The sequence below is a fragment of the Chryseobacterium sp. BIGb0232 genome (genome assembly GCF_024810195.1).
GTDB classification, from domain to species: Bacteria; Bacteroidota; Bacteroidia; order Flavobacteriales; family Weeksellaceae; genus Chryseobacterium; species Chryseobacterium pennae.
Genome location: NZ_JANUEH010000004.1, coordinates 195612 through 221858, shown reverse-complemented (window position 1 = coordinate 221858; position 26247 = coordinate 195612). Strand labels below are relative to the sequence as shown.

23 protein-coding genes are annotated in these 26247 nt (G+C 35.6%); 5 read left to right on the top strand and 18 right to left on the bottom strand.

Going from position 1 to position 26247, the window contains the following annotated elements:
• Nucleotides 1–33: 33 nt before the first annotated feature.
• From M2372_RS12525 to M2372_RS12440, 18 genes are all read right to left on the bottom strand, one after another.
• Nucleotides 34–957, bottom strand: coding sequence for a glycosyltransferase family 2 protein (locus M2372_RS12525; RefSeq protein WP_123320484.1), 924 nt, complete (start codon nucleotides 955–957; stop codon nucleotides 34–36).
• Between the two features lie 213 nt (nucleotides 958–1170).
• Nucleotides 1171–2133 (bottom strand): hypothetical protein, encoded by a 963-nt coding sequence (locus M2372_RS12520; RefSeq protein WP_123320485.1) that lies wholly within the window; start codon nucleotides 2131–2133, stop codon nucleotides 1171–1173.
• Nucleotides 2134–2143: 10 nt separating this feature from the next.
• Nucleotides 2144–2932, bottom strand: a complete 789-nt coding sequence (locus M2372_RS12515; RefSeq protein WP_148060796.1) for a glycosyltransferase family 2 protein — start codon at nucleotides 2930–2932, stop codon at nucleotides 2144–2146.
• Between the two features lie 4 nt (nucleotides 2933–2936).
• Nucleotides 2937–4091, bottom strand: coding sequence for a glycosyltransferase (locus M2372_RS12510; RefSeq protein WP_123320487.1), 1155 nt, complete (start codon nucleotides 4089–4091; stop codon nucleotides 2937–2939).
• 10 nt (nucleotides 4092–4101) lie between these two features.
• On the bottom strand, nucleotides 4102–5043 hold the full coding sequence (locus M2372_RS12505) for a glycosyltransferase family 2 protein (RefSeq protein ID WP_123320488.1): 942 nt from the start codon (nucleotides 5041–5043) through the stop codon (nucleotides 4102–4104).
• 1 nt (nucleotide 5044) lies between these two features.
• Nucleotides 5045–5713, bottom strand: coding sequence for an NAD(P)-dependent oxidoreductase (locus M2372_RS12500; protein WP_123320489.1), 669 nt, complete (start codon nucleotides 5711–5713; stop codon nucleotides 5045–5047).
• Nucleotides 5714–5850: 137 nt separating this feature from the next.
• Nucleotides 5851–6657, bottom strand: coding sequence for a glycosyltransferase family A protein (locus M2372_RS12495; RefSeq protein ID WP_123320490.1), 807 nt, complete (start codon nucleotides 6655–6657; stop codon nucleotides 5851–5853).
• A gap of 3 nt (nucleotides 6658–6660) precedes the next feature.
• Nucleotides 6661–7557: a glycosyltransferase family A protein gene (locus tag M2372_RS12490; RefSeq protein WP_123320491.1), complete on the bottom strand. Its 897-nt coding sequence runs from the start codon at nucleotides 7555–7557 to the stop codon at nucleotides 6661–6663.
• Nucleotides 7558–8658 carry a DegT/DnrJ/EryC1/StrS aminotransferase family protein gene (locus M2372_RS12485; RefSeq protein WP_123320492.1) on the bottom strand — a complete coding sequence of 367 codons (1101 nt, stop codon included), beginning with the start codon at nucleotides 8656–8658 and terminating at the stop codon, nucleotides 7558–7560.
• Nucleotides 8642–9112 (bottom strand): acyltransferase, encoded by a 471-nt coding sequence (locus M2372_RS12480; RefSeq protein WP_123320493.1) that lies wholly within the window; start codon nucleotides 9110–9112, stop codon nucleotides 8642–8644. Before M2372_RS12480 ends, M2372_RS12485 begins: the two co-directional genes overlap by 17 nt.
• The gene (locus M2372_RS12475; protein WP_115968039.1) at nucleotides 9109–9507 is read right to left on the bottom strand and encodes an FdtA/QdtA family cupin domain-containing protein; all 399 of its coding nucleotides are present in this window, start codon (nucleotides 9505–9507) and stop codon (nucleotides 9109–9111) included. Before M2372_RS12475 ends, M2372_RS12480 begins: the two co-directional genes overlap by 4 nt.
• A gap of 22 nt (nucleotides 9508–9529) precedes the next feature.
• Nucleotides 9530–10507 carry a hypothetical protein gene (locus M2372_RS12470; protein ID WP_115968038.1) on the bottom strand — a complete coding sequence of 326 codons (978 nt, stop codon included), beginning with the start codon at nucleotides 10505–10507 and terminating at the stop codon, nucleotides 9530–9532.
• A gap of 33 nt (nucleotides 10508–10540) precedes the next feature.
• Nucleotides 10541–11791, bottom strand: a complete 1251-nt coding sequence (locus M2372_RS12465; protein ID WP_123320494.1) for an ABC transporter ATP-binding protein — start codon at nucleotides 11789–11791, stop codon at nucleotides 10541–10543.
• Between the two features lie 38 nt (nucleotides 11792–11829).
• Nucleotides 11830–12678, bottom strand: coding sequence for an ABC transporter permease (locus M2372_RS12460; protein ID WP_123320495.1), 849 nt, complete (start codon nucleotides 12676–12678; stop codon nucleotides 11830–11832).
• Between the two features lie 175 nt (nucleotides 12679–12853).
• A complete protein-coding gene (gene rfbA, locus M2372_RS12455) occupies nucleotides 12854–13714 on the bottom strand; it encodes a glucose-1-phosphate thymidylyltransferase RfbA (RefSeq protein ID WP_123320496.1) in 861 nt (286 codons plus the stop codon).
• A 1-nt stretch (nucleotide 13715) separates the two neighbouring features.
• Nucleotides 13716–14177, bottom strand: a complete 462-nt coding sequence (locus tag M2372_RS12450; RefSeq protein ID WP_123320497.1) for a hypothetical protein — start codon at nucleotides 14175–14177, stop codon at nucleotides 13716–13718.
• 1 nt (nucleotide 14178) lies between these two features.
• Nucleotides 14179–15258 (bottom strand): dTDP-glucose 4,6-dehydratase, encoded by a 1080-nt coding sequence (gene rfbB, locus M2372_RS12445; protein ID WP_123320498.1) that lies wholly within the window; start codon nucleotides 15256–15258, stop codon nucleotides 14179–14181.
• 4 nt (nucleotides 15259–15262) lie between these two features.
• A complete protein-coding gene (locus tag M2372_RS12440) occupies nucleotides 15263–16576 on the bottom strand; it encodes a UDP-glucose/GDP-mannose dehydrogenase family protein (protein WP_123320499.1) in 1314 nt (437 codons plus the stop codon).
• A 215-nt stretch (nucleotides 16577–16791) separates the two neighbouring features.
• Here M2372_RS12440 and rimP point away from each other — a divergent pair, with 215 nt between their 5' ends.
• The 5 genes from rimP (at nucleotide 16792) to M2372_RS12415 (ending at nucleotide 26193) form a co-directional block, all read left to right on the top strand.
• On the top strand, nucleotides 16792–17259 hold the full coding sequence (gene rimP / locus M2372_RS12435; protein ID WP_115968026.1) for a ribosome assembly cofactor RimP: 468 nt from the start codon (nucleotides 16792–16794) through the stop codon (nucleotides 17257–17259).
• 17 nt (nucleotides 17260–17276) lie between these two features.
• On the top strand, nucleotides 17277–18512 hold the full coding sequence (gene nusA / locus M2372_RS12430) for a transcription termination factor NusA (protein ID WP_089734773.1): 1236 nt from the start codon (nucleotides 17277–17279) through the stop codon (nucleotides 18510–18512).
• Nucleotides 18513–18589: 77 nt separating this feature from the next.
• A complete protein-coding gene (gene infB, locus M2372_RS12425) occupies nucleotides 18590–21550 on the top strand; it encodes a translation initiation factor IF-2 (protein WP_115968024.1) in 2961 nt (986 codons plus the stop codon).
• Between the two features lie 579 nt (nucleotides 21551–22129).
• The gene (locus tag M2372_RS12420; RefSeq protein WP_123320500.1) at nucleotides 22130–24994 is read left to right on the top strand and encodes a SusC/RagA family TonB-linked outer membrane protein; all 2865 of its coding nucleotides are present in this window, start codon (nucleotides 22130–22132) and stop codon (nucleotides 24992–24994) included.
• A gap of 11 nt (nucleotides 24995–25005) precedes the next feature.
• Entirely contained in the window at nucleotides 25006–26193 is a 1188-nt protein-coding gene (locus M2372_RS12415; protein WP_123320501.1) for a RagB/SusD family nutrient uptake outer membrane protein, read from the top strand.
• Nucleotides 26194–26247: the final 54 nt, after the last annotated feature.

Here is a 26247-nt window from a genome sequence, read left to right as displayed (position 1 = left end):
TCATCATTAATTTTCACTTTTTGTACAGCTAATTTACGATAGATTCAGAAAACTGGAACCTGGTTGTGTCAATTGATTTCGTAAGCTGTTTATCTTTTCACTATCTCTGTTTATTTTTTTATACTTCAGAGACAATTCTTTGTACTTGCTGATGTTTCCTGTTATCAGGTTTTTAAGCATACTTTGTTTTAATGCTTTTTTCTCCTGGTTCAAACCGTTGGGAAGGCTTGGATTCAGCGTATTGATTTCGATACGAACATCTTCGTATTTGGTAAAATCTATTTTGTGAAGCAGCTGTACACCATCATGAACTACTTTACTGCGGGGAACCAGCAGGACTTTCTTTTGATGGAAATGAACCCTGTTCACATATTCATCATCTTCTCCGTAATGGAAAAAATAAGGATTGAAACCTCCTATCGTTTCTATGGTTTTCTTTGGCAGCAACCAGTGTGCGGCATTTACAAAGTGAATTTCGTAATAGGGCTTTAAAGTCTGGAAATACAGATCCGAGATCATTCTGGTTTTTTCGTAATTCTTGGCGATATACTGATCCAGGAAGATGTCAAGGTATTTTTCAGAACCATCCACATGAATAGGGCTTATAATGCCAATTTCATCTTTGTTGGGGTGGCTGTTATATACTTCAAGCATTTTTGCCATGCTGTCTTCATAAAGCCATGCATCCTGATTCATCAGGTAGAAAAAATCGGTACCATTTTTATAAGCTTTTTCAATGCCTATATTATTGGCTTTTCCAAATCCAAGATTGGAATCGGATTGAGTGAGATCTACTTCCGGAAAATGAGTTTTTATATATTCCTGGGTTCCGTCTTTAGATCCGTTATCTATGACGATACATTTTACAGGAACAGATGATTTTCTTAAACTGTTAAAACACCGTTCCGCCCATTTCATGGCATTATAGGTAACAATGATAATATGAATCTCAGGCATTTTTTATTTAAATATTATTTGAGGACTGATGAAGCGCCCATATTTTACAGCAAATTCGTGATTCTAAAATACAAAAAATAGTAGAGTTGTTTATGAAACTTGTCAAACAGCAGGAAAAGTTAACATTCCAAATACAATATATTCAAGCTTAATATGAGGGTTATAAATATGGTTTCAAAAAGTCCTCTTCGCTTGAATCCTCTATCCTGATAATTAATCAATAAATACTTTTTTAAAAGTATCCATCACCGGATGGGGAAGGAACTTTTCATAAAGCTCTTTTGGGGATAATGTGAGGTCTGCATCCAGAATAATATCCTGCAGTTCTTTACTGTCATTATAATAATAAGCCTGATCCTGTAAATGTGTGATATGAGCCTTTTCCGGAGGGTTGGCAAAAGCGATCACAGGTTTTCCCATAATGGCAAACTCAGCTACGGTAATTCCGAAGGTTTCTCCTCTTTCACGGGCATGAAGTAAAGCATTACAGGTATTGATGAATTTCTGCTTCATGATAATATCTGAACTTGGCGGAAGAAATATAATGTTTGAAGGAACGGATTTCCACCACTTCTTTTTAATGAACGGATCTACGCCCATAAAAATGAAATAGACATCCTTATATTTTGATGCAATTTTTTCAATGGTCTTTTGGGCAAAAAGAATATTAAAGCTGATATGACCGCCATAATATCCAAAAACTTTTGCATTTGGAGGAATATTGAATTCTGCTCTCAAATCTTCATTGGTTTGGGAATCAAAATTAACCATATGAGGGACATGAGGATATTTTGAACCCGTCATTTCCTGGCTCAGCCATTCAGACACATAAGCATAGACATCACCGTGAGGCTCAAAATGTTTGAAAACACTGTGTATTGCAGATTTACATTCCTTGGTATCTATACCATCGATATTACCGTTTTTAATAGCATAAAAAAGGTCTATATTCTGTTCACGGATCAGCTGGTCTACCTCGCTGAAGTCTGAATAGCCATGTACACGGAATCTTTTTTCAAATTTTTCAACACCCAGCGGATGGTTGGTCTTCGAGTTTTTATTGTATACAATGATAGACTCATTTCCCAGATATTTCTCATTGAAATCTGCGTAATCATATACTGCTATGGAAGTCCCCCTGTAATTGAGTTCATCCTCATGGAAAAGAATTTTCATCTTGCTTGTGTTATTTAAATATTTTTTTCAATCTCCCTATTATTTTCTGAATAATGGTTTTCTTCGGATATTTGGTAAGATCATTATGTTTAAAAAGTCCTTCTCCCTGTGCAATCCTGAAGTTCTGCTTTACCCACCATGCCGCAATATTTCTTTCCAGTGAAGCTGTTTCTCCTGAGAAAGGAATAATGGTCTCAAGCAAGAAACTTTTTCTTACAAGGTAAGGATTATTAGTCCAATTTGCCCATCGAGAGGTGGTCACAAAATATTCTCCCTGCTTTTGTATCTTGTCCGGAAATTCTGAGGCCGGATCAAGCCAGTGCAGAGATTCCAGAAGATGAGGTGAAGTACACTCATGCCAGTCATCATAGTAATCAAGCTCATTTCCTTTATGTCTGATTGAAATAAGAGGATAACCTGGTGTATTCCTGCTTCGGTAGCGAACTACATCAAAACCATTGTCTAGCATTTCCAGTCCGCTTTTGAGACGTGAAAATGTGGTTTCATTATTTTCAACAAGTTCAAAGTCATGCTCCAGAAAAAGAATATTTTCACAAACTGCATTTTCTGCCAGTGTTTTCATCCCTTTTCCAATCCCGATATTATCTTTTAATCCTATATATCTGATATTGTACTGATCTGCCAGCTTTTTGTCAGATTCACTTACTTCCTGAAAAAGAATGACAATATCATCAACCATATTCAGAAGACCATACTTCTGATAGGATTTCAATGTGTTTCTCAATGTTTTCCCTGTTTTCCAGGAAAGAATGCAAATGCTGATAGGGAGTGATTTCAAAGGATTAATTTTTATTTACTACATTATTCATCAGTTCGATTACTTTCTTTGTATAACTTTCCCACGTTTGATCTTTTACCAGTTCGTGTGCTCTTAAAGATAGTTTCGTATACTCCTCATCGTTCATCATAAGAATTGTTCGGATACTGTCTACAATATCACTTACTTCAGTATTTTGAAGATAGATGCCGAAGTCACTTTTCTCCCCATAATCTAAAGCAAAGGCTTCATAAGGTTTTATAATGATAGGCGTGTAGTAAAACATACATTCAATTGTACTGGAGTAGGCAGCCCAAATTTCGGATGGATTTACCAAAATTTTTGCATTCGTAATAAGATCATAGTATTGGGTATTCTGTTCCGGATCTCCCTTATCCAAATATTCATAACAAATTATATTTCGATCTGTATCTTGTAACAACAATCTGTCTTTAGGAATATTAATAATATTTAAAGTTAAATTGGGGAAATCTTTCTGTAAAATTCTAACTGCTTCTACCAACTTTCTTGCCCCCAATAAATATTTCATCGATCCGATAAGCAGCAGTTGTTGTGAATTTTTTTTCTTATCTAAAATTTCTTGAACAGTAGGTTTATTAAAGTTGATATCATTAACAACATTACTGCCGAGGTGATGTACTTGTTTACCATGGCGTTCAGAAATTATTTTTTGTGCGTCTTTAAAAAGTGAAACTACTAATTCGGAATTGTTGAATGCTTCATGTTGATATTTGATAAACCATTTTTCAAAGAAGTAGGGTTTCCTCTTTAAGCGATCTAAGATCACCATGTCATAACTCCAATCGTGAAATAATAGCGATGGTGTGTTGTTGAACTTATTATAAAAATCGAAAGTCAATAAAATAACAAAATAAAGATCCGGATTATTTTTTACAACCTTCTTGATTTTTTTATAAGCTAATATCCTTGCAATAGGAGTTTTAATAAATTCATATTGATGATTCGGAAAAAATCGGGATAAAATTCTTCCCGGGTATTTATTCCATAATGTTTCGTATTTCGTTGAGGGTGATAGATCTACACGCAGGAGTTCATATCCCTGCATTTTTAAATTTTCAGAAAAAAGGAATGGCACATTAGACCAGGCTTTTGGAGAATTTGAATCTCCGTAACAAACAAAAAGAATTTTTTTACTCATTTAGAAATTTTTAGATATTTAAAAATGGGTGTGAAGAGTTGATGATTTTTTGGCGATGCTCATGAATTTCCTGTAAGCGAGGTAAAAAATAGTTATTCATTTCACGTTGCTCAATACGTTCTTTTGTATAACCTTTTAATGCGAATTTATAAAAATCCCATAATAACTGTTTTTTTATTTTTATTGGATCAAATTCAAAGGCAGGATTCATAAATTCGGTTTGTTTTTGTAACCTCAATGAAAGCCATTTTTCTTTATAAGCGGCTTCGGGACTTTGAAAAACTTTATGCTGTTTAGTATCATGAACTACAAGGCTATCCGGACAAATTATAACTTTCTTTTTATTATAAACAACACGATTTAAATAGTCATAGTCTTCACCATAATGGAAATAAAACGGATTGAACCCACCAACGGTTTCAATGGTAGACTTAGGTAATAACCAATGTGCAGCGTTTACAAAATCTATTTCGTACCATTTACTTAGCTGTTTTAAAAACAGATCAGAAATTAAGCGGTTTGTTTTGGCATATTTTCCAAGATAATTTTCAAAATGGGAATCTAATTTTTTTTCGCTTCCGTCTAAATGCATCGGACTTAAGATCCCGATTTGCTCTTTGTTGGGATAATGATGATAAACTTCCAGCAGTTTTTCCATACTGTCCGGAAAAATCCATGCATCCTGATTCATCAGATAAAAAAAATCGGCTCCTTCTTTATAAGCTTTTTCAATACCAATATTATTGGCTTTACCAAAACCTAGATTTTCCGAAGACTGAATAAAATCAACTTCAGGAAAGTTTATTTTAATATAGTCCTGAGTACCATCCGTAGAACCGTTATCAATAACGATTGTCTGTACGGGAATATTAGACTTTCGTAAACTGGTAAAACATCTTTCTGCCCATTTCATGGCATTGTAAGTAACAATAATTACATAAAAATTAGCCATCTTAAATATACTTTCTGGTTAATGTTTCTAAATAGCTTTCCGGAGTTTTACCGGAGAAAAAAGTTGTGATATCTTCATCAAAATCCACTTTATAGAAATCACCTTCATCAGCTTCGTTATAAAGTCCCTTTTTATCGGTTTCTTTTTCAATAGCACTGATGATTTCCTTTAAATCATAATAATAGGGAAAGGAGAAATTGATAGTTTTATTATGGGAATGCAGCCCATGAGATTCTACAAATCTGGAGATATCTTCAATGTCTAAAAGAAGTCTTCTGGCTTTCAGATGCAGGGTAAATTCATTATGACTGGTAATCTGTGTCTTCAGAAAGTTGAAAAGTGTGTTGGGATTTCCGCCCTTTCCTACAATATTGCCTATTCGCAGGATGAGGTAATGGTCAACATTATTTTCTATATACGCTTCAATTTCTTTTTTATGAATGACATAGGGGCTGTTCTGCTTTGATTGATCGTGGATGCTGAGGGTAGAAAAATAGATCAGTTTCTTTTCTCTGTTATCTCCATACACCGTTTTTAAAAGAGAAAATTCTCTTTCAAATTCTGATGCGCTTGTCTCCAGGGAATTGGATACTCCTGAAGCAAAAAAAACTATATCTTGTCTGTCATAAGATTTTACAGCATTTGCTATAATACCGTTGCCAATAATCATACCTTAGTTGTTTCATTAATTGTGTTATAGGGGAACAATATTCCATATCTGAAAAAAAAATCATTTCATTCAGATACTCAAATATATGAATAGTATTTCATTTTGTTGAGGTAACCGGTCTTCTCTCCTTTTTTTTCTCATCGGTTGAAAAGATTAAAAATTTTATTTGCCCAAACATATCTCTTACTGTTGAGGATGTTTTTTAAATGCTGGTTATTATCGTAGAGCTTCTCAAAACTACCGAGTTCCTTTGTGAAAAACTCGATGTGTTTTCTGTATACAATATTGTGGGTTACCATTTTTTTCATGTCTCCGTTGTCTGAGATCATGTCTTTTATCATAGAGTTTTCTTTGATCCTGTAATAGAAGCAAATTTCTTTGATTTTATACACTTTACCTCCGTTTTTAAGAATGGAGATCCAGAACTCCCAATCTTCCAGACCATAGACGAGGCTGGTATCATATCCGCCAGCTTTTTCCCAATCTGTTCTTTTAAAAAATGCAGTACAAAAAATAACATTTCTTACCGCTAAAGCCTGTGGGGTATATTCGGGCAGAATCCATTTTCCGGTTTCTGTACCAAATTTTTCAGCTTCACAGTAAATGACACTGTATCCATTGCTGAACTCTTTCTCAGCCAGTTCCAGATAGGCCGGAGATATTTTATCATCTGAGTCTAATGGTAAAATCCATTCTCCTTTTGCAACAGCTATTCCTGCATTTCTTGCGGAAGATAAACCTCCGTTTTCTTTGTGAACATAAAGGAAACGTGAATCTTTTTCGACCCATTTTCTGGCAAAATCTTCTGTATTGTCCGGAGAACCGTCATTGACAATAATGCATTCCCAGTTCTGATAGGTTTGCTGAAGTACAGATTCAAGACATTCATCAAGATAAACAGCCTGATTGTAGCATGGAACAATGATGGAGATTAAAGGATTCATTTTTTAGATAATTTTCTTTAAAACCTTATACAGAGAAACAGGAAGCTTCTTTTTTACAGCAAAGTCCAGTTTTTTTGAACGGAACGGATAAGCATGATATGCATTGATATATTCTTCAGGGAATTGTGTCCCCGATTGGTATAATTTCTGAGTAATATAATTAATACTGCCTCTTGACACCCCTTTTTTATCAAACATCATCTGGAGCATAGCAGCCTCCATTTCAATTCTGTCAGCTTTTACTTTAGAAATATTATCGGTATGCAGTCTATAATAAGCTAGCTTTTCCGGAATATAGGCAATTAAATACTTCTGGCTGACCTTTAACCAACGGTAATAATCTTCGATAATAAACTGCGCATCATATTGGCCGGTTTCTCTTACGACATCAGTTCTTAATAGCACCGTTAAAGCCGCAATTCTATTTCCTTTTAAAAGTTCTTCTCTGAAAACATAAGGATCTATATTTCCCAATGCATCATAGTCTGCAATATCCTCAATGATCTCACTGTAGTTATTTACAGCATGAGTATGAGAAAAAGACATTCCATATTCATTTCCTAATTTTTCAAGGGTGGAAACTGATTTTTCGATAGATTCGGGATGCAGAAAATCATCGGCTGCAATGATTTTGATATACTTTCCTTTGGCCAGCTCAAGGCATTCATTAAGCATGGTTGGCAGGCCTGTGTTTTGAGTATGGAAGTTTTTTTCTGCAGGGTAATTATTTTCCTGCAACCACTGTTCAAAAACTTTTACGGAATGATCCGGGGAAGCATCATCCCCTACAATTAACTGAATGTTTTTGTAGGTCTGGTTTTTTATGCTGTCAAGGTTTTCTTTGATAAACTGTGAATGGTTGTAGGATACTACTACCACTGTTACTAATGGTTGTTCCATTTAAAATTCGTTTACCGCTTTAATAATTGTCTGTACTTCTTCTTCTTCCAAAACCGAGGAGATCGGAAGACTTAGAACTTCTGCATGAATTTTTTCACTGATCGGGAAAGACAGATCATTCCATTCTTTGTAAGCTTCCTGCCTGTGAGGCGGAATAGGGTAGTGAATGATGGTCTGTATGCCATGCTCTGTAAGATATGCCTGAAGCTCATCTCTTCTATGGGTTCTGATAACGAAAACATGCCATACATGCTCATTTTCATTTTCAGGATATTCAGGAAGGATGATATCAGCATTGGTGATTTCACTGATGAATTTTTTGGCAATAATTCTTCTTGCGTTATTTTCATCATCAATATATTTCAGCTTGATGTCTAAAACAGCGGACTGCAGCTCATCAAGTCTGGAATTTAATCCCTGATAGATATTCACATATTTTTGGTTGGAACCATAGTTGGCTAATGCTCTGATTGCCTTTGCAAGCTCATCATCATTGGTGGTTACAGCACCTGCATCACCTAATGCTCCAAGATTTTTTCCAGGATAAAAGCTGAATCCTGCAGCATCTCCGAGGTTTCCTGATTTTATACCGTTCCATTCTGCTCCGATAGCCTGGGCGTTGTCTTCGATGATCTTTAAATCATGCTTCTGAGCAATTTCTTTAAGCTGATCTGAGAAAACAATTCTTCCCTGAAGGTGAACAACAAGGATTCCTTTAGTTTTGGGAGTGATCTTTTCTTCAATTTTGGCAATGTCAATATTATAGGTATTGATCTCCGGTTCTACCAGAACAGGAACCAATCCGTTATCAGAAACGGCCAGTATAGAAGCGATATAGGTATTGGAAGGAACAAGAATTTCATCACCTTTTTTCATGATTCCCAATTCGATGTAAGCACGAAGGATCAGACGCAGTGCATCCAGTCCGTTGGCTACCCCAATCGCGTGTTTTGTTCCTATATATTGAGCTAAATGAGTTTCGAAACCTTTGGTTTTTTCTCCCAAAAGATACCATCCGGATCTGAAGGTCTGCAACAGCGCATCTTCTATTTCCTGTTGGTATTTGAGATTAACTTTTTGTAAATCAAGAAACTTTATCATTGTTATTATTCTTTAAAAATTTTGCAGGGTTTCCTACCCATATTTCATTATCAGGAACACTTTTGGTAACCACGCTTCCGGCTCCGATTAATGCATTTTCACCAATGGTAATTCCTGCTAAAACAGTAGCATTGGCACCAATAGAAGCTCCTTTTTTTACCAGTGTTTTTACCAGTTTGAAATCTTTATTTTTAGATTTAGGGAAAAGGTCGTTGGTAAAAGTTACATTAGGCCCGATGAATACATTGTCTTCAAGGCTTACTCCATCCCAGATCTGAACACCTGGTTTTATCGTGACATTATTTCCAATGACCACATCGTTTTCTATAAGTACCTGGCAGTTGATATTGCATCCGCTGCCGATTTCAGCACCTTTTAAAATGACACAGAACTGCCATACGGAAGTTCCTTCCCCGATGTTTTGAGACTGTACGTCAGCTAAAGGATGTATCATTTCCTGTAGTTTTTAAAATCTTCGAAATCTCTGAAATAATCATCTTCGTCATAGAGTTCAGAAGCAAGACATAAAAGAACAGCATTGTGGCTGAATTTAATATCTCTCCAGATTAATTCCGGAATATAAAGTCCCTTGGATGGAGTATCTAAAATGAAGCTCGCCTCATTACCATCCAGATCCTGAGTGTTGAATTCTATAGTTCCCGAAACTGCAAAGATAACCTGCTGCAGCTTCTTATGCGCATGTCCTCCACGGATTACATCTTGAGGTGTAAAATAAGTCCAGTAAACTCTGTTGATGGAAAAAGGAACATTTTTCTGAGCTTCAGCTACAGTAATGTATCCCAGTTCCGGAGATCCGATCTTTAAAAAATCTATAATATGCGGAGTCATAATCATTTAATTTATATATCTATTAGGACTCGTTTTTGGTCCCTTCAATTCCATACGAATTTTGTATTTTCTTTCCATCTTCATCTAAAGCATATAGAAGTACTTTCTGGTCTCCTTTTACTACACTTACTTCAAATGGAACAATATTAACCACATCAATATGATCGGGAAGTCCAAGGTGAAGGGTATATCCTTCGATGAATTTCTCATTTAGTTCATCAACGCTGATGTTGATAGTTGGGTTAAAGGTCTCCACAGAAACCCTGTTTAAAGTAGTTCCCACTAGTTTGGTTTGCAGTGGGCTCATCCCTTTTCTGAAGAGTTTATGCTGTAATGCATGTCTGAACACGTTTTCTTCCAGCGTAATTGGGTTATGATAAGGTATTTTTTCTAAAACCTTTAACAGATGCTTGGTATTATATATTGTTCCGTCTACTGAAAAAGGATAAGACCAGTGTGTGATATTCTTATCGGCATAATAGTCCCATTCGTAATGATCGCCCTTTTTCTGAATATAATCAGGGAAACCTTCAATATTGTCGCCTACATACATCCTGTAAGATGAATTTTCGGGATCTTTTTTAAATTCAGAAAGCACTTCTTCATCCAGAGATACATCTCTATAAAAAACACCATCATCGGTATTAAACATGATCAGTTCATGTTTGGTCTTTCTTAATAAATCCTGAAGCAGCCCTTTGAAGTTATCGCCCTGCTTATTCTTTAAATTTTTCTCCAGGAAGAATTTTAAATTTTTTCTGTTGGTAAGTGTTTTAAAAAAAGCAGTATCAAACCATATTTCCTTTCTTTCTTCAAAACGGATATTGGAGTGATTTTTATATTTTTCAATTAATTTTTTGTAGCCTAAATGATGATTCCCTGTGGTATGGTACAAAATCACAGTTTCATAATCATCTATTTTGATTCTTTTTAAAATAGTACTCAGCAGATAATCTACCTGCATGGCACGGTTATATGAAAAGATTATATTTAAAAGCATGACGAATTATTTTGAATGATGAGCACTGAAAAGTTATAACTTTTTGATTTCCGAAACAATAGCAGGAGAAATTACACCCGGTGATTTTTTGATGTCTCCAAACTGATTTCTTATTCCATTGATCTCAAAACCAAACGACTGTGTTTTGAATGCGATCTCAGAACGGTTCATTCCCCAAAACATATCAAAATAATAAGAATCCTCATTAAGGATATTGGCCGGAATATCAAAACAGATAGAGTAGCCTCCCGGTTCTCCATTCTCACTGATCATAAAGCCATTACTCATGACAATCACTTCATGAGAGTTTTTAATATAGAAAGAAAGATCTACAGTAGCATTTTGAATTGTGCTTATAAAATCTACCTTTATTCTTACTCCTGAGTTGATATTCAAGACGTTACCGTGTATGGGTGTTGCTGAATAAGCCTGAACTTTAATTCTTCCATTACCGATTTCAAAACCATCTTTTGAAGCTTCATAATGAGAGATATAGGAATTCTTACGCTGGTATTCAATGATACACTTATCTTTGTCTCCCTGCATGACCACAGAGCCTTGATCTAATAAAATAGCACTGTTGCAGAGCTCATTGATTGCAGCCATATTGTGGCTTACAAAAAGAACTGTTCTTCCCTGTCCCTTTGTGACATCACCCATTTTACCAAGGCATTTCTTCTGAAACTCAGAATCTCCTACTGCAAGTACTTCATCTACAATCAGAATCTCAGACTCAAGGTGTGCGGCTACAGCAAATGCCAGACGGACGTACATTCCGGAAGAATATCTTTTTACCGGAGTATCTATATATCTTTCAACTCCAGAAAAGTCTACAATTTCATCAAATTTTCGGGTGATTTCCTTTCTGGTCATCCCAAGAATAGCTCCGTTAAGGTATACATTCTCACGTCCTGTCATTTCAGGGTGAAATCCTGTTCCTACCTCCAGCAGTGATGCAATTCTTCCCTGAGTATAAATCTTTCCGGTTGTTGGTTTGGTTACCTTACTCAGTAATTTCAGTAAAGTAGATTTACCCGCTCCGTTTCTTCCTATGATTCCAACAGCATCTCCCTGTTCGATCTCAAAATTGATATCGCGTAAAGACCACACATATTCAGAATCTCCTTTTGTAGTTCTGTCGTTGGTTTCCCCAATTTTTAAATAAGGATCTTCTTTTCCCCTTACCTTATGCCAGAATCTGTTCAGGTCATGGGATAAAGTTCCCGTACCCACCTGTCCGAGGCGGTATTGTTTTGATATATTTTCTGCTTTTAAAGCCAGCATGTTTTGATTGATTTTAAGTTAATGATAACAGTTAAATCTTATACGGTATCCATAAAGGTTTTTTCAACCTTATTAAAGATAAGTATTCCTAATAATAAGAGAATAAGAATAAGAACAGTACTGATTCCCAGCATGAGTGGTGAGAAATCACCTACACCAAGCCAGGCATATTTAAAACATTCGAAAATCCCTGTAAGCGGATTATAGTATGCCAGTTTTTTGAATCCTGCCGGAAGAGAGGATACCGGATAGATCACCGGAGTAGCATACATATATAAACTGACTCCAAAGCCCAATAACATACTCAAATCTTTATATTTTGTAGTAAGAGCCGAGAATATCATTCCTACTCCTAATGCAAAAAAGGCCATCAATATGATAAGAAAAGGAGTTGCGAGAATCCAGATATTAGGCTGCACCTTTCCCTGGCTCAGATAATAAGCCCATGCAAGAAGGAATAAAAGAAATTGTACCCCAAAACGCATCAGGTTTGAGATGACAACTGAAATTGGCGTTACCAGTCTTGGGAAATATACTTTCCCGAAAATGGTTGAATTCCCTACAAAGGTACTGGAAGTAGTCAGTAATGAAGCTGAAAAGTAATTCCAGAGAGTTACACCAGACAGATAAAATAAAATAGGGGGTGCTCCATCTGTAGGAAGTTTGGCAATCGCTCCAAAAACAACCAGATAGACTATTGTTGTTAAAACCGGGTTAATAAAAAACCAGATTGGCCCCAAAATGGTTTGTTTGAAACTCGATATGAAGTCTCTTTTTACAAACATGTAAACAAGATCCTTATACCGCCATACTTCTTTGAGCTTTAAATCAAATAAAGAATGATTCGCTTCAATTGTTTCTGTCCACTTTTGCTGTGGTTCATTCATCTGTGTAAGTTTTTGCAAATTTATAATAATTAATTCTTACCGGATTTCTTAGTCTGTAAATTATTGTTTACATAAAACTAAAAAATAACAACTAATATATTGATATTTGTTATTATGTACAAAAACTATTGACTATAAAGCCAATAGTTTGCAAGGTTTATAAATGATAGGGGTATTAACGAACAAGTTGTTTTAAATACTGGCCATAACCACTTTTACCATATTTTGCAGCTGTTTCCAGTAATTTTTCTTCACTAATGAATTTATTTCTGAAAGCAATCTCTTCGATACATCCAATCTTGAAGCCCTGTCTCTTTTCAATCACACTTACAAATTCCGAAGCATCATGAAGAGAATCAAAAGTTCCTGTATCCAGCCATGCTGTACCTCTGTCCAGGACACCTACTTCAAGTTTTTCATTTTTAAGATAAACATTGTTGACATCGGTGATTTCCAGTTCTCCTCTCGCAGAAGGTTGTATGTTTTTAGCAATTTCCACTACATTATTGTCATAAAAATAAAGACCGGGTACAGCGTAGTTTGACTTTGGTTTTAAAGGTTTTTCTTCAATAGAAACGGCCTTGAAGTTGTCGTCAAATTCTACAACCCCATATCTTTCAGGGTCTGCGACATGATAAGCAAAAACGACGCCTCCATTAGGATTGGTTTTATTTTTTAACAGATTTCCCATTTCAGAACCGTAGAAGATGTTGTCTCCTAAAACAAGTGCTGCAGGATCATTGCCTATAAACCGGTCTCCCAGAATAAAGGCCTGTGCCAGACCGTCCGGACTTGGCTGTACAACATATTCTATATTGCAACCAATCTGTGATCCGTCTCCTAATAATTTGATAAACCCGGCCTGGTCGTGCGGGGTGGTAATGATCAGGATATCCTTAATTCCTGCCAATAACAATGTAGATAGAGGATAGTAGATCATAGGTTTGTCATAAACAGGCATCAGCTGCTTGCTTACGGCGATGGTTAGAGGGTAAAGTCTTGTTCCGGATCCTCCGGCTAATATTATTCCTTTCATTTTATTTTGTGGATTTGTCTTTTAAGATCTTATTTACTTCAATGCTGATTTCATTGTCTAGATTATGAATGATAATATCTGATGAAAATAAATACTGACTGGATTTTAAATTCGGATTTTCATTGTAAAATTTGATGAGGTTTTTCAAATTTTCTTCAGATAAATTCATGAAATCAAAATAGAGTTTGTCTTTTCTTGAGTAATTATTTCTTATTTTATCAAGGATGGTTCTCTTTTCTTCTGTATTTAAAACTTCAAAACTTTTCCCATTTTCATGTCGAATAGACTTTCGGAATAGTAATGAACTAGCTGTTTGCATTAATGAATTATTATATCCGCTAATTTCAATGAGTTCATCGATAAGTTTTTTCTGCGATTCAGTTGGAAACTTTGTCTGAATCACAGATTGAGCATATGATGAGACGGAGAAAATGATGAAAAATAAAAAGAAATATTTCTTCATCCTAAGAATACTGGTTTTTGTAGTATTTTTGATAATCTCCGCTAGTCACATTTTCCAGCCATTCCTTATTTTCTAGATACCAGTCAATGGTTTTTCCCAATCCTTCTTCAAAAGTTACGGATGGTTCCCAGCCTAGATCTTTATTTAATTTATTGGCATCAATAGCATAACGCTTATCATGACCAGGTCTGTCTTTTACAAAAGTGATCAGTTTTTCAGAGTAGCCTTCAGATCTTCCCAGTTTAGCATCCATCTGCTTGATCAATTCTTTAACTAGGTCAATATTTTGCCATTCGTTGAACCCACCGATGTTATAGGTTTCTCCAGTTTTAGCGTCATTAAATATCTGATGGATAGCTCTTGCGTGATCAATTACAAATAGCCAATCTCTTGTATACTTTCCATCACCATAAATAGGTAAAGGTCTTTCGTTAATGATATTAGAGATACAAAGCGGGATTAATTTTTCCGGGAAATGGTTCGGTCCGTAATTATTAGAACAGTTAGATACAATAAACGGCATTCCATATGTATTTCCATATGCTCTTACTAAATGATCTGAGGCTGCTTTTGATGCAGAATATGGAGATTGAGGATCATAAGAAGTCGTTTCAAGGAAGAATCCGGTTTCACCTAAACTTCCATATACTTCATCTGTTGAAACGTGATAGAATAGGTTTGTTCTTTTTTCATCAGGGAATCTTCCATGGGTATGGTCGGGATTCAAAGTCCAGAACTCTTTACAAAGGTTAAGAAGATTGGCTGTCCCGTTTACATTGGTATTAATAAAAGCCATAGGATCAGTGATACTTCTGTCAACATGGCTTTCTGCCGCTAAATGTACAACGGCGTCAGGATTATATTTTTCAAAAACTTCTCTTAGCTCTTCAGGTTTTGTAATATCTGCTTTTTCGAAAACATAATTAGGTTCATTTTCAATGTCCTTCAGGTTTTCCAAATTTCCGGCATACGTTAGTGCATCGAGGTTGATGATTGTAATATCCGGATTATTTTTTACAAATTCTCTTACAACATGAGAACCGATAAACCCGGCTCCCCCTGTAATGATTACATTTTTCATTTATTTATTTTGTGATTGTCTTTCTACCTATACTCTTATAATAAAATCCGTTTTGTTCAGGGATTTCAAGTGGGTACATATTCCTTCCGTCAAAAATAACTTTATTTTTCATTTTCTTTGCCATAAGGTCAAAATTAGGATTTTTGAATTCCGGCCATTCTGTAGCAATAAATAAAGCATCTACATCTTCCAGTGCATCATACATTCCTTTGGCATATTGTATTTTGTCACCCAGAAGCTTTTGGACATTGCTTTCAGCAACGGCATCGTACGCCACTACCACAGCTCCTTTTTCTAATAAAAGGGCAATGTTGTCTAAAGAAGAAGCTTCTCTGATATCATCTGTATTGGCTTTGAAAGCAAGGCCCCACATAGCGATCTTTTTACCTGCTATATTTCCGCCAAAGTATTTTTCAATTTCAGCAACAAGAATTACCTTCTGAGAAGTATTGACATTCTCTGTAGCTTCCAGAATCTGAAAATTGAAATTTTCCTGTTTCCCGGATTTAATAAGAGCTTTTACATCTTTAGGAAAACAGCTTCCTCCATATCCAATGCCTGGAAAAAGGAACCTTTGTCCAATTCTGTCATCACTTCCCATTCCTAGTCTTACCTTATCTACGTCAGCCCCTACTTTTTCACAGTAATTGGCAATTTCATTCATAAAGGTGATTTTTACAGCAAGGAATGAATTAGCCGCATATTTTGTAAGTTCAGATGATTTTTCATCCATAAAAATGATCGGAATGCCAGTGTTGGTGAATGGCTGGTAAATTTTAGCCATAATATCTTTTGCCTTATCGGAACTTGCCCCTACAACAACTCTCGAAGGATTCATAGAATCTTCAACAGCAAAACCTTCTCTTAAAAATTCAGGATTGGAAACAACATCAAAGGGAATGTCTGTTTTAGAAGAAATCGTTTCTCTTACCCTGTCTGCGGTACCTACAGGGACAGTGCTTTTGTTAACAATAACCTTATACTCGGTCATCATTTCTCCAATGTCATTCGATACTTTTAATACATAAGAAAGATCAGCTGAGCCATCTTCTCCGGGAGGAGTAGGCAATGCCAGATAAATCACTTCACTTTTATCTAAAGCTTCTTTTAAATTGGTAGTAAAAAATAATCTTTCAGACTGGATGTTTCTAAGAAACATCTCTTCAAGGTTCGGCTCATAGATGGGAACGATGCCGTTTTTCATACCTTCTACCTTTTTTTCATCAATATCAACACAGTATACTGAATTGCCAAGTTCTGCAAGGGTAGTTCCTGTAACTAATCCTACATAACCTGTTCCTACAATCGTTATATTCAAAATGTTTGTTTTTAAAATTCAAAGACAAAAATAATAAAAATACCTTCACATGCTTGTTTAATTTAATGTAAATGATTTTCGTTGTATTTACTTGATAATAAGATAATTTTGCATTTTTGGAAAAAAAGCGTATATTTGCATTGGATTTACGGAAAAAATGGGAAGGCTTCGAAAGAAAGCCTTTTTTCGTACTGTAAATCAAGATAAAAGAATGTATGGAGTTTAAAAAAAGAATTGAAGAATTATTAAATGAATTCCTTGAGACCAGAGAAGATCTTTTTCTTATTGATCTTAAGATCTCTGCAGGGGATGATGTTACAGTGATTTTAGATGGTGATAATGGAGTTTCTTTACAGGATTGTCTTGATGCAAGCCGGGCTATAGAATTCAATATGGATCGTGAAGAGCATGATTTCAGCCTTCAGGTAATGTCTGCTGGATTGAGTGAGCCATTAGTAACACCAAGACAGTTCAATAAAAACATAGGAAGAGAGATAGAAGTGATGCTGGAGGATTCTTCTAAAACTGAAGGAGAATTGTCAAAAGTGGACGATGAAAAGATTACGCTTATTCTGCGTTACCGTAAACCGAAAGATGTTGGTAAAGGGAAAGTAGATGTAGAAGAGGAGAAAGAGATTGCTTACTCTGAGATTAAAAAAGCATTAGTAGTAATTAAATTTTAAAAAAGAAAAAAGAATAGATGGATAATATAGCGTTGATTGAATCCTTTGGTGATTTTAAAGACGAAAAAGGGATCAGTAAGATTGATCTTATGGCAATTATTGAAGATTCACTGAAGACTCTTTTGAGAAAAAGATTCGATTCAGATGACCACTTTGACGTGATTGTAAACCCGGATAAAGGAGATTTTCAGATATTTTTAAATAAAACAATTGTAGAGGATGAAATGTCTGAAGATGATGATTTGGAAATTGAAATTTCTGAAGCGAAGAAGATTGACCCTACCTTCGAAGTAGGTGAGGACTTTACAATGGAAATTCCTGTTGCGCAGTTGGGAAGAAGAAATATTCTTACCCTTAAGCAGATTTTGGCTACCAAACTTCAGGAGCATAATAATGCAATGCTGTACGAACAGTTTAGAGATAAAATTGGTGAAATCGTTGTGGGTGAAATCCACCACATCCGCCACAAGCATGTGATCTTGTTGGATGATGAAGGAAACGAATTCATTTTACCAAAAGAAAACCAGATCCCATCCGATTTCTTTAAAAAGGGTGAGAATATCAGAGCTATTGTTGAGACAGTAGATTTTAAAGGTTCAAAACCGCAGATTATTATTTCCAGAACTGCACCTAAATTCCTTGAGAAATTATTAGAGCTGGAAATTCCTGAAATCCAGGATGGAACAATCATGCTGAAAAAAGTAGTGAGAATTCCTGGTGAAAAGGCGAAGATTGCAGTAGATGCTTATGATGACAGAATTGATCCTGTAGGAGCTTGTGTGGGTGTTAAAGGATCCAGAATTCATGGGGTTGTAAGAGAGTTGAGAAATGAAAACATCGATGTTATTCAGTGGTCTAAAAACCCTGAAATTTTGGTGAAGAGAGCTTTAGGAAATGTTACTGTTAACAAAATTGATATCAATGAAGATGCTAACTATGCACTAGTTTACACTCCTGTTGAAGAGATTTCTAAAGTAATCGGAAAACAAGGACAGAATATTAGACTGGCGTCTTGGTTGTCAGGATATGAAATTGATGTATACAGAGAGTCCAGCGAGGATGACGATGTTGAATTGAGAGAATTTAATGACGATATCGAGCAGTGGATTTTGGATGAGTTTAAGAAAGTAGGACTTACAACTGCAAAATCAGTATTAGATAAAGAAACTGAGAGCCTTTTAAATATGGTTGATCTTGAAGAAGAAACAATTGAAGAGGTTAAACGTATTCTGAGAGAAGAATTTGAAGATTAAGATTTAAAATAAATTTTAATAAACAGTAAAAAGGAAATACTTTAATTTTAAAAATTAAAAAACAGTAAATAATATAGATGCCAAAAATTAGATTAAATAAAGCGGTTAAGGAATTCAATATTTCGATGTCCAGATTAGTAGAGTTTTTACAATCAAAGGGTTTCGAGGTTGAAAGCAATCCTAACGCTCAATTGGAAGAATCGGCATATTCTGCATTGGAAGCTGAGTTTGCCAAAGATGGCGAACAAAGAAAAGCTTCCCATGAGGTGGTGATCACTAAAGTTCCGGAAGAAAAACTGGAAATTGAAGAGAAGAAAACCCCTGAAGTGATAAGAGCTAAAGCAAACAAACCAGAAACTAAGATTTTAGGTAAGATAGATTTAGAACCTGTTAAACCCGAAATTGAAGAAACCCCTGCTGCTCCTGTAGCGACACCGGTTGAAGAAAAGAAAGAAGAAATAGTGAAAGAAGAACCGGAAGTAAAAGCAACTCCCGAAAAGCAGGAATTTAAAGTTTTGGATAAAATTGATTTGTCTCAGATAGAATCTAGAAATAGACCTGTGAAAAAAGACAAACCAAAAATGGAGGAGAAAAAAGAAGAAACAAAACCGGTTGAACCTGTAAAAGAAACTCCAAAACCAGTGGTAGAAGAGAAAAAAATAGAAGCTCCAAAAGTGGAAGCTGAACCTGAAAATCAGGAACCTCAAAAAATTGAAACTGTTTATCAGAAACTGGACGGTCCTAAGATCGTAGGTGAAAAAATTGACTTAACTCAGTTTGCACCAAAACCAGGAGCTGGAGCAAAAAAGAAAAGAAAGAGAATTGAAAAACCAGGTGGAGGTCCAAATAACCAAGGCCAAGGTGGAAACAATCAAAACTCTGGAAATAATAACCAAGGCCAAGGTGGCCAGGGTGGAAACCGTCCACACAATAATAACAATGGTGGTGGACAAGGTGGAAACCGCCCAGGACAAGGTGGGCAGGGAAATCGTCCACAAGGTCAAGGTGGGCAAGGTGGAAACCGTTTCGGAAATAACCAAGGTGGAAACCGTCCAGGTGGTCAAGGAGGTGGTGGCTTCAAAAAAGGAGGTCAAAACAACAGACCTGGTCAAAGAGTTATGCCAGTTGAATTAACTGACGAACAAGTTAAAAACCAGATCAAAGAAACCTTAGAAAAACTTACCAACAAAGGAGGTAAATCTAAATCTGCAAAACACAGAAAGGATAAAAGAACGTACCGAAGAGAGCAGGATGAGCGTCAACAAGAATTTGAAGCACAGGACAGAACACTGAAGGTTACAGAATTTATCACAGTAGGTGAATTAGCAAGTTTAATGAACGTTTCTCCAACTGAAGTGATCTCTGCTTGTTTCTCACTTGGTGTAATGGTTACTATGAACCAAAGATTAGAAGCTGATACTTTGTTATTAGTAGCAGATGAATTTGGGTATAAAATTGAATTCTCAGATGCTGACCTTGAAGAAAGTGATGCTGAAGATGAAATCGATAACGAAGAAGATCTAGTTACTAGAGCTCCAATTGTTACTGTAATGGGACACGTTGACCATGGTAAAACATCATTACTTGACTACATTAGAAAAACAAATGTAATTGCAGGTGAATCTGGAGGAATTACCCAGCATATTGGTGCTTACAATGTTAAACTTGAAAACGGACAGAGAATTACATTCTTAGATACACCAGGTCACGAAGCATTTACAGCAATGAGAGCTAGAGGTGCTCAGATTACCGATATTGCGATTATTGTAATTGCAGCAGACGACGATGTAATGCCTCAAACGAGAGAAGCTATTTCTCACGCACAGGCAGCAGGTGTACCTATGATTATTGCATTGAATAAGGTTGATAGACCAAATGCAAATCCTGATAATATCCGTCAGCAGCTTTCAGGGATGAATATCCTTGTAGAAGAATGGGGAGGGAATGTTCAGGCTCAGGAAATTTCTGCGAAATTTGGTAATAACATGGATATTCTTTTAGAGAAAGTATTACTTCAGGCAGAAATGCTTGATCTAAAAGCTAATCCTGGTAGAAATGCTCAAGGTGTTGTTATTGAAGCTTCATTGGATAAAGGAAGAGGATATGTTGCCACTATGTTGGTGCAGGCAGGAACTCTGAAAGTTGGAGATTATGTAGTTGCTGGTAAAAATCATGGTAAAGTAAAAGCCATGCTTGATGAAAGAGGACGAAATCTTGCGGAAGCAGGGCCATCTATTCCTGTAACAATCTTAGGTTTAGATGGAGCACCTACAGCAGGTGATAAATTCCGAGTATATGCTGACGAAAGTGAGGGTAAAACCATTGCAAATAAGAGAGAACAACTTCAGAGAGAACTTTCTATCAGAACGAAAAAACATACAACGCTTGAAGAATTAGGTAGACGTATTGCTTTAGGAGAATTCAAAGAATTGAATATTATCCTTAAAGGTGACGTGGATGGTTCTGTGGAAGCACTTTCTGATCAGTTACAAAGATTATCAACAGAAGAGATCAGCGTGAAAATCCTTCACTCAGGTGTAGGACAGATCACTGAATCTGATATCAACTTAGCGGCAGCATCTGATGCAATTATCATTGGATTCAACGTAAGAGCTGGTGCTAATGCAAAAGAACTTGCAGATCGTGAGGAAATTGAAATCAGAACTTATTCTGTAATCTATAAGGCAATCGATGAAGTAAAAGAAGCAATGGAAGGAATGCTTTCTCCTGAAATTCAGGAGCAGGTAATTGGTAATGTTGAAATCCGTGAGGTATTCAAGATTTCTAAAGTTGGTTCAATTGCAGGTTGTATGGTTCTTACCGGAAAGGTAACAAGACAGTCTAAAGTACGTTTGTTAAGAGATGGCATTGTGAAATTTGACGGAGAGCTTGAAAGCTTGAAGCGTTTCAAAGACGATGTAAAAGAAGTAACAAAAGGTTACGAATGTGGTCTTAACTTAAAAGGATACAACGATATTGAAATCGGTGATATTCTTGAAGTGTACGAAGAAGTAGCTGTTAAGAAAAAGCTGAAATAATATTCAGATAAATATATAAAATAAGCCGTCTCAATGAGACGGCTTATTTTTGTTTATGTTCACTGTATCTAAATCATATTCCTTTAAACTTAGTTGATTCTTTTCGCAGAGTTTTTTTTAGGTATTTATTTTATTGCTGAATTAAAACTTGAATGTTAAAATTACAATTTTACAGATAGTAGGATTGAACTAAAGAGGAATGTTTATATGTGTTATTTATGAGACAAATAGGTGAAAATGGGTGGAATCATAGTATCTGTATAAAACTTTATATGGTGGTGAAATCGATTGATTTTTTTACTTTTAAACAGCTATTTGGTTGAAAATTAGCACCATTGTAATTTAGATTAATTATAGATAATTTTTTTTTCATAGAATTATTGATTGTTAAAATGCTTTTTCAAACTATTATTTTAATTTTTGATCAATAAAAATAGGTTAATATTATGAATCATTATGTTTTGGGGAGTGTTTTCTTGTGGTATTGCAAAGAAAAACAATCTGGACGTACATATGTAATTTGCTAATGTTAATATTTATTAACATATTTGCGATTAAAATATATTAAAATTTGTTAATATGAATGTTAAACTACGTGTATTGAGCGTTGGGGCATTATTCTTTATAGGGAATGCTGTTTCTGCTCAAAAGGTTAAGAAGGATACTGCTGCCAAAGAAACTCAGATCGAAGAGGTTGTGATGGTTGGTTATGGTAAGCAGAAGAAAAGTGATGTATCAGGATCTATTACAACGGTTAAAAGTGATGTTTTACAAGACAAACCGGTTGCATCTGTTGAGTTAGCATTACAAGGAAAAGCGCCTGGAGTACAGGTTGCCAGCACGGGAGGTAGATCTGGAAACGAAACTAAAATCAGTATCAGAGGAAATGGATCATTAAGTGCATCCAATAACCCACTTTACATTATTGATGGTGTTCCTCAGGAATCATTAGGAAACCTTTCTCCAGAAGATATCAGTAGTATGGAAATCCTAAAAGATGCAGCTTCTTCAGCGATCTATGGTTCCAGAGCTTCTAATGGTGTAGTATTGGTTGAAACTAAAGGAGGTAGATATAATGGAAAACCTGCCGTTAGCTTTTCAACATCTTATGGTATTCAGGAGATTATCAAGAGACCAAGATTGCTTAATGCTCAACAATATAAGCAGGTACACGATGTCGCAAGACAAAATTACCTGAATGATATTGCCGCAGGTACTGCAACACCTCCAGCTGATATGGCAACATTAACTCCAATGGCCAACACTGGAGTTGATACTGATTGGATGAACTATGTTTTAAGAACAGGAGCTATATCCAATAATCAGATCAGTTTTACTGCAGGTGGTGAAGCGTCAAAAATGTATTTCTCTGCAGGTCATATAAGCCAAGAAGGTATTATTCCAGGAGATGATTTTGAAATTTCAAGAGTAAGGTTAAACGTTGAACAAAAATTCGCTGATAATTTTAAAATTGGAGTAAACTCATATTTTACATATACTAGTGCGAAGCCGATAGTGGATGATAATGATACTTATCAGCCTTATTCTAATGCAATGGCTGCACCTCCAAATTTAGCTCCTTACGATGCAAATGGTAAAATTAATAGGTTTAACTTTAATAACCCTTTATGGGCTTTCGAAAGACAAGTAACTGAAAGATGGCAGAATTTAGGAGCAAATTTCTTCGCAATCTATAACCCTATTAAAGAAATTACTTTAAAAACTTCCATTAGTGGAAATATTGCTTCTCGTAGATATAACAGATTTGATGCTCCAAATACAAGAAGAGGAGAAAGAGAAGGACAGCCTTGGGGATATGGACTTTATGCTACTGCAAATAATAGAGATTATCTAATTGAAAACACTGCAGCTTATGATAAAGGATTTTTTGATAATAGACTAAAAGTTAATGTTTTAGCTGGGCAGTCTTTCCAAAGATGGGATTATGAAGATTCTGCTGTTTATGGAGAAAATTTCGTTTCAAATGATTTACCTTGGTTGTCTGCTGCTGGTATTATTAATAAAGGAGAATCTAATGTTTACTCTATGGCTTTATACTCTTTCTTTGGAAGAGCTCAGGTTAGCTGGGATAATAAATACCACTTAATGGTGTCCACAAGATATGATGGTTCTTCTAAATTTAGAGATGGATACAGATGGGGTAGCTTCCCTGCTGCGTCATTAGGATGGACAGTATCTAACGAAGAGTTTTTCAAAGTTCCTTTCATTAACGAGTTTAAATTAAGAGCTTCTTACGGTCTTACAGGTAACCAGACTGGTATTCCTTATTCTGCCGGTATGCAGCTTATCTCTTCAGGAGAAAACCAAAACCAGGAGCCAGGTATGGCTGTTTTATCATTAAACAGCGAAACCTTAAAGTGGGAAAAAGGAAAATCTTTTGACGCAGGTTTTGATTTGTCAATGTTCAACAAAAGAGTAAACTTAACTGTTGACTACTATAATAAAACAACTAGTGATTTGTTATATAGACTTCCAATTGGACAAGAGTCAGGATTTAATAATAGATTAAGTAACATTGGAACAATCAATAATAAAGGATTTGAAGTAAGTGTAGATACTAAAATCATCAGAGGTGAGAAATTCAAATGGGATTTTGGAGCAAACTTCTCTTATAACAAAAACGTTGTTGAGAAAATTGGTACTAAAACAGGTCAGTTTACAACAGGATTTGTTTCTATCGTAAAAGAAGGAGAGCCTTTAGGTTCATTCTATTTATATGATGCAGTTGGAATTGCTCAAGAACGTTACGAATATAAAGATCAGACTGGTAAAGTAACAAAAGTGGTTCAGGCTGGTGATATGATCTACAGAGATATTAACGGAGATGGAAAGATTGATACTAATGACAGAGTCGTATTCAATGGTGGTATTGCTCCAATGTATGGAGGGCTTTCTACAACATTCACATATGACAAATTAGACTTGTCTATCAACGCACAATACTCTATCGGGAAGAAAGTTTACGCTATGTACAAGCAGAAACAAGAAGCAGGAGCTCCTACAGGATACCCTTCTTATTCTCCAAACATGGTTGCAGATCAAATGAACTATTGGACTCCTGATAATAGAGATACTAACGTACCTCGTCCTCATATGGCATCTGCTGTTGCTTCTTGGAACAATGAGCAATCAACAAGATTCCTAGAAAATGCTGATTATTTAAGGATTACTGATATCACGATAGGCTACAACTTTGATAAAACTAACCTGAAATTCATTAAATCAATGAGACTTTATGCTCAGGTAAGAAATCCATTTACATTCACTAAGTATTCTGGTGTGGATCCGGAAGCTTATTACTATGACAGATCACTTAAAGTTAACCAAAGTTATGCTGATACTTCTAAAATTTCTTCAGGAGTAGATACTAATGGTATTCCAAACGTAAAAGTGTATAGCATAGGAATGAATATTAATTTTTAATTAGAATTACAATGAAAAAGATAAGCATATTACTATTAGCACTTGGATTAACATTAAGTTCTTGTGATAACGCATTAGATATAAAATCTGAGATTGCATTGGATGCAAACGCTCCATTATCCTCAGAAGATGTAGATAAATTATTGGTAGGAGCATACAGTGCTGTTATGAATCCAAATACTTATGGATATTTTGCAGTTATGGCTTCGGAAATTATGGCAAGAGATAACTACGCTCCTGTTAAATTTCAATTCTTTCAGATTCAGTATCTTTATGACCATGCAACACCTCCGGGTGATATCATGTTAAGCTATTTCTACAAAGATTTCTACAAGGCAATCAGTAGAGCAAATACTATTTTGAAAGTACCTACAGCTTCTAATGCTCAAAAAGGAAAAGCAAGATATGTAAGAGCTTTAACATATTTAAGATTATACGATTTATATGAAGGAGTTCCATTGGTGGATGAAAATTATGATTTTAACCCAATCAAAGCTTCCTCTCCTAAAGAAGTATTAAACTTCATTATCAATGACCTGAAATATGCAAAAGATAATGTAGAATCTGCAAGTGCAACTGATGTTAAAACGAGACTGAAGCCTACAAAAGAAGCTGCTATGGCACTTCTTGCTAGAGTTTATAGAATGAATGGGGACATTGCAAATGCGGGAGCTGAAGCTGAAGCTTTGATCAAGACAGGTAAATTCAGTATTTCTGATAATCCAAAAAATACTGATTCAGAGGTTATCTACAAGCTTGCAGGGAATTTATCTGAAGGAAACGGAGCTTGGGGATGGATTATGAGTTATGATGCTAGAACATGGAATTGTTTTGCTGCTTCAAAGAGTCTAGTAGCACTTTTAAGCCCAACCGATACAAGAAACGCTTTATTTGATATAGCACAGGCTCCAAAGACAGGCGGATTTATATTCTCAAATAAGTATACTAGAGCTGAAGATTCAGATCTTTTAATCTCAAGAATTCCTGAAATGTACCTTATTTCTGCTGAAGCAGGAAATACTAACAGGCTTACTGAGTTCCAAGCTGCTAGAAAATCTAGTCTTTCTCTGGATGATGAAAGAAGAGTAGAATTATCTTTCGAGTGGGTAAGATGGTCTGATCTTAAGCTTAAAGGTGAAAAGTATAAATTGCCTTTCCCTCAGGGAGCTGTAGATGCTAATGAACTTTTAACTAACTAATCTATAGATTATATTAATATTTAACATATTATATAGAGAACCCCTGCTCACAGC

Coding starts and splice junctions, on each gene's coding strand:
- M2372_RS12525 (WP_123320484.1), bottom strand. CDS start 957: ATGCCTGAGATTCATATTATCATTGTTACCTATAATGCCATGAAATGG.
- M2372_RS12520 (WP_123320485.1), bottom strand. CDS start 2,133: ATGAAAATTCTTTTCCATGAGGATGAACTCAATTACAGGGGGACTTCC.
- M2372_RS12510 (WP_123320487.1), bottom strand. CDS start 4,091: ATGAGTAAAAAAATTCTTTTTGTTTGTTACGGAGATTCAAATTCTCCA.
- M2372_RS12505 (WP_123320488.1), bottom strand. CDS start 5,043: ATGGCTAATTTTTATGTAATTATTGTTACTTACAATGCCATGAAATGG.
- M2372_RS12500 (WP_123320489.1), bottom strand. CDS start 5,713: ATGATTATTGGCAACGGTATTATAGCAAATGCTGTAAAATCTTATGAC.
- M2372_RS12495 (WP_123320490.1), bottom strand. CDS start 6,657: ATGAATCCTTTAATCTCCATCATTGTTCCATGCTACAATCAGGCTGTT.
- M2372_RS12490 (WP_123320491.1), bottom strand. CDS start 7,557: ATGGAACAACCATTAGTAACAGTGGTAGTAGTATCCTACAACCATTCA.
- M2372_RS12485 (WP_123320492.1), bottom strand. CDS start 8,658: ATGATAAAGTTTCTTGATTTACAAAAAGTTAATCTCAAATACCAACAG.
- M2372_RS12480 (WP_123320493.1), bottom strand. CDS start 9,112: ATGATACATCCTTTAGCTGACGTACAGTCTCAAAACATCGGGGAAGGA.
- M2372_RS12475 (WP_115968039.1), bottom strand. CDS start 9,507: ATGACTCCGCATATTATAGATTTTTTAAAGATCGGATCTCCGGAACTG.
- M2372_RS12470 (WP_115968038.1), bottom strand. CDS start 10,507: ATGCTTTTAAATATAATCTTTTCATATAACCGTGCCATGCAGGTAGAT.
- M2372_RS12465 (WP_123320494.1), bottom strand. CDS start 11,791: ATGCTGGCTTTAAAAGCAGAAAATATATCAAAACAATACCGCCTCGGA.
- M2372_RS12460 (WP_123320495.1), bottom strand. CDS start 12,678: ATGAATGAACCACAGCAAAAGTGGACAGAAACAATTGAAGCGAATCAT.
- rfbA (WP_123320496.1), bottom strand. CDS start 13,714: ATGAAAGGAATAATATTAGCCGGAGGATCCGGAACAAGACTTTACCCT.
- M2372_RS12450 (WP_123320497.1), bottom strand. CDS start 14,177: ATGAAGAAATATTTCTTTTTATTTTTCATCATTTTCTCCGTCTCATCA.
- rfbB (WP_123320498.1), bottom strand. CDS start 15,258: ATGAAAAATGTAATCATTACAGGGGGAGCCGGGTTTATCGGTTCTCAT.
- rimP (WP_115968026.1), top strand. CDS start 16,792: ATGGAGTTTAAAAAAAGAATTGAAGAATTATTAAATGAATTCCTTGAG.
- nusA (WP_089734773.1), top strand. CDS start 17,277: ATGGATAATATAGCGTTGATTGAATCCTTTGGTGATTTTAAAGACGAA.
- infB (WP_115968024.1), top strand. CDS start 18,590: ATGCCAAAAATTAGATTAAATAAAGCGGTTAAGGAATTCAATATTTCG.
- M2372_RS12420 (WP_123320500.1), top strand. CDS start 22,130: ATGAATGTTAAACTACGTGTATTGAGCGTTGGGGCATTATTCTTTATA.
- M2372_RS12415 (WP_123320501.1), top strand. CDS start 25,006: ATGAAAAAGATAAGCATATTACTATTAGCACTTGGATTAACATTAAGT.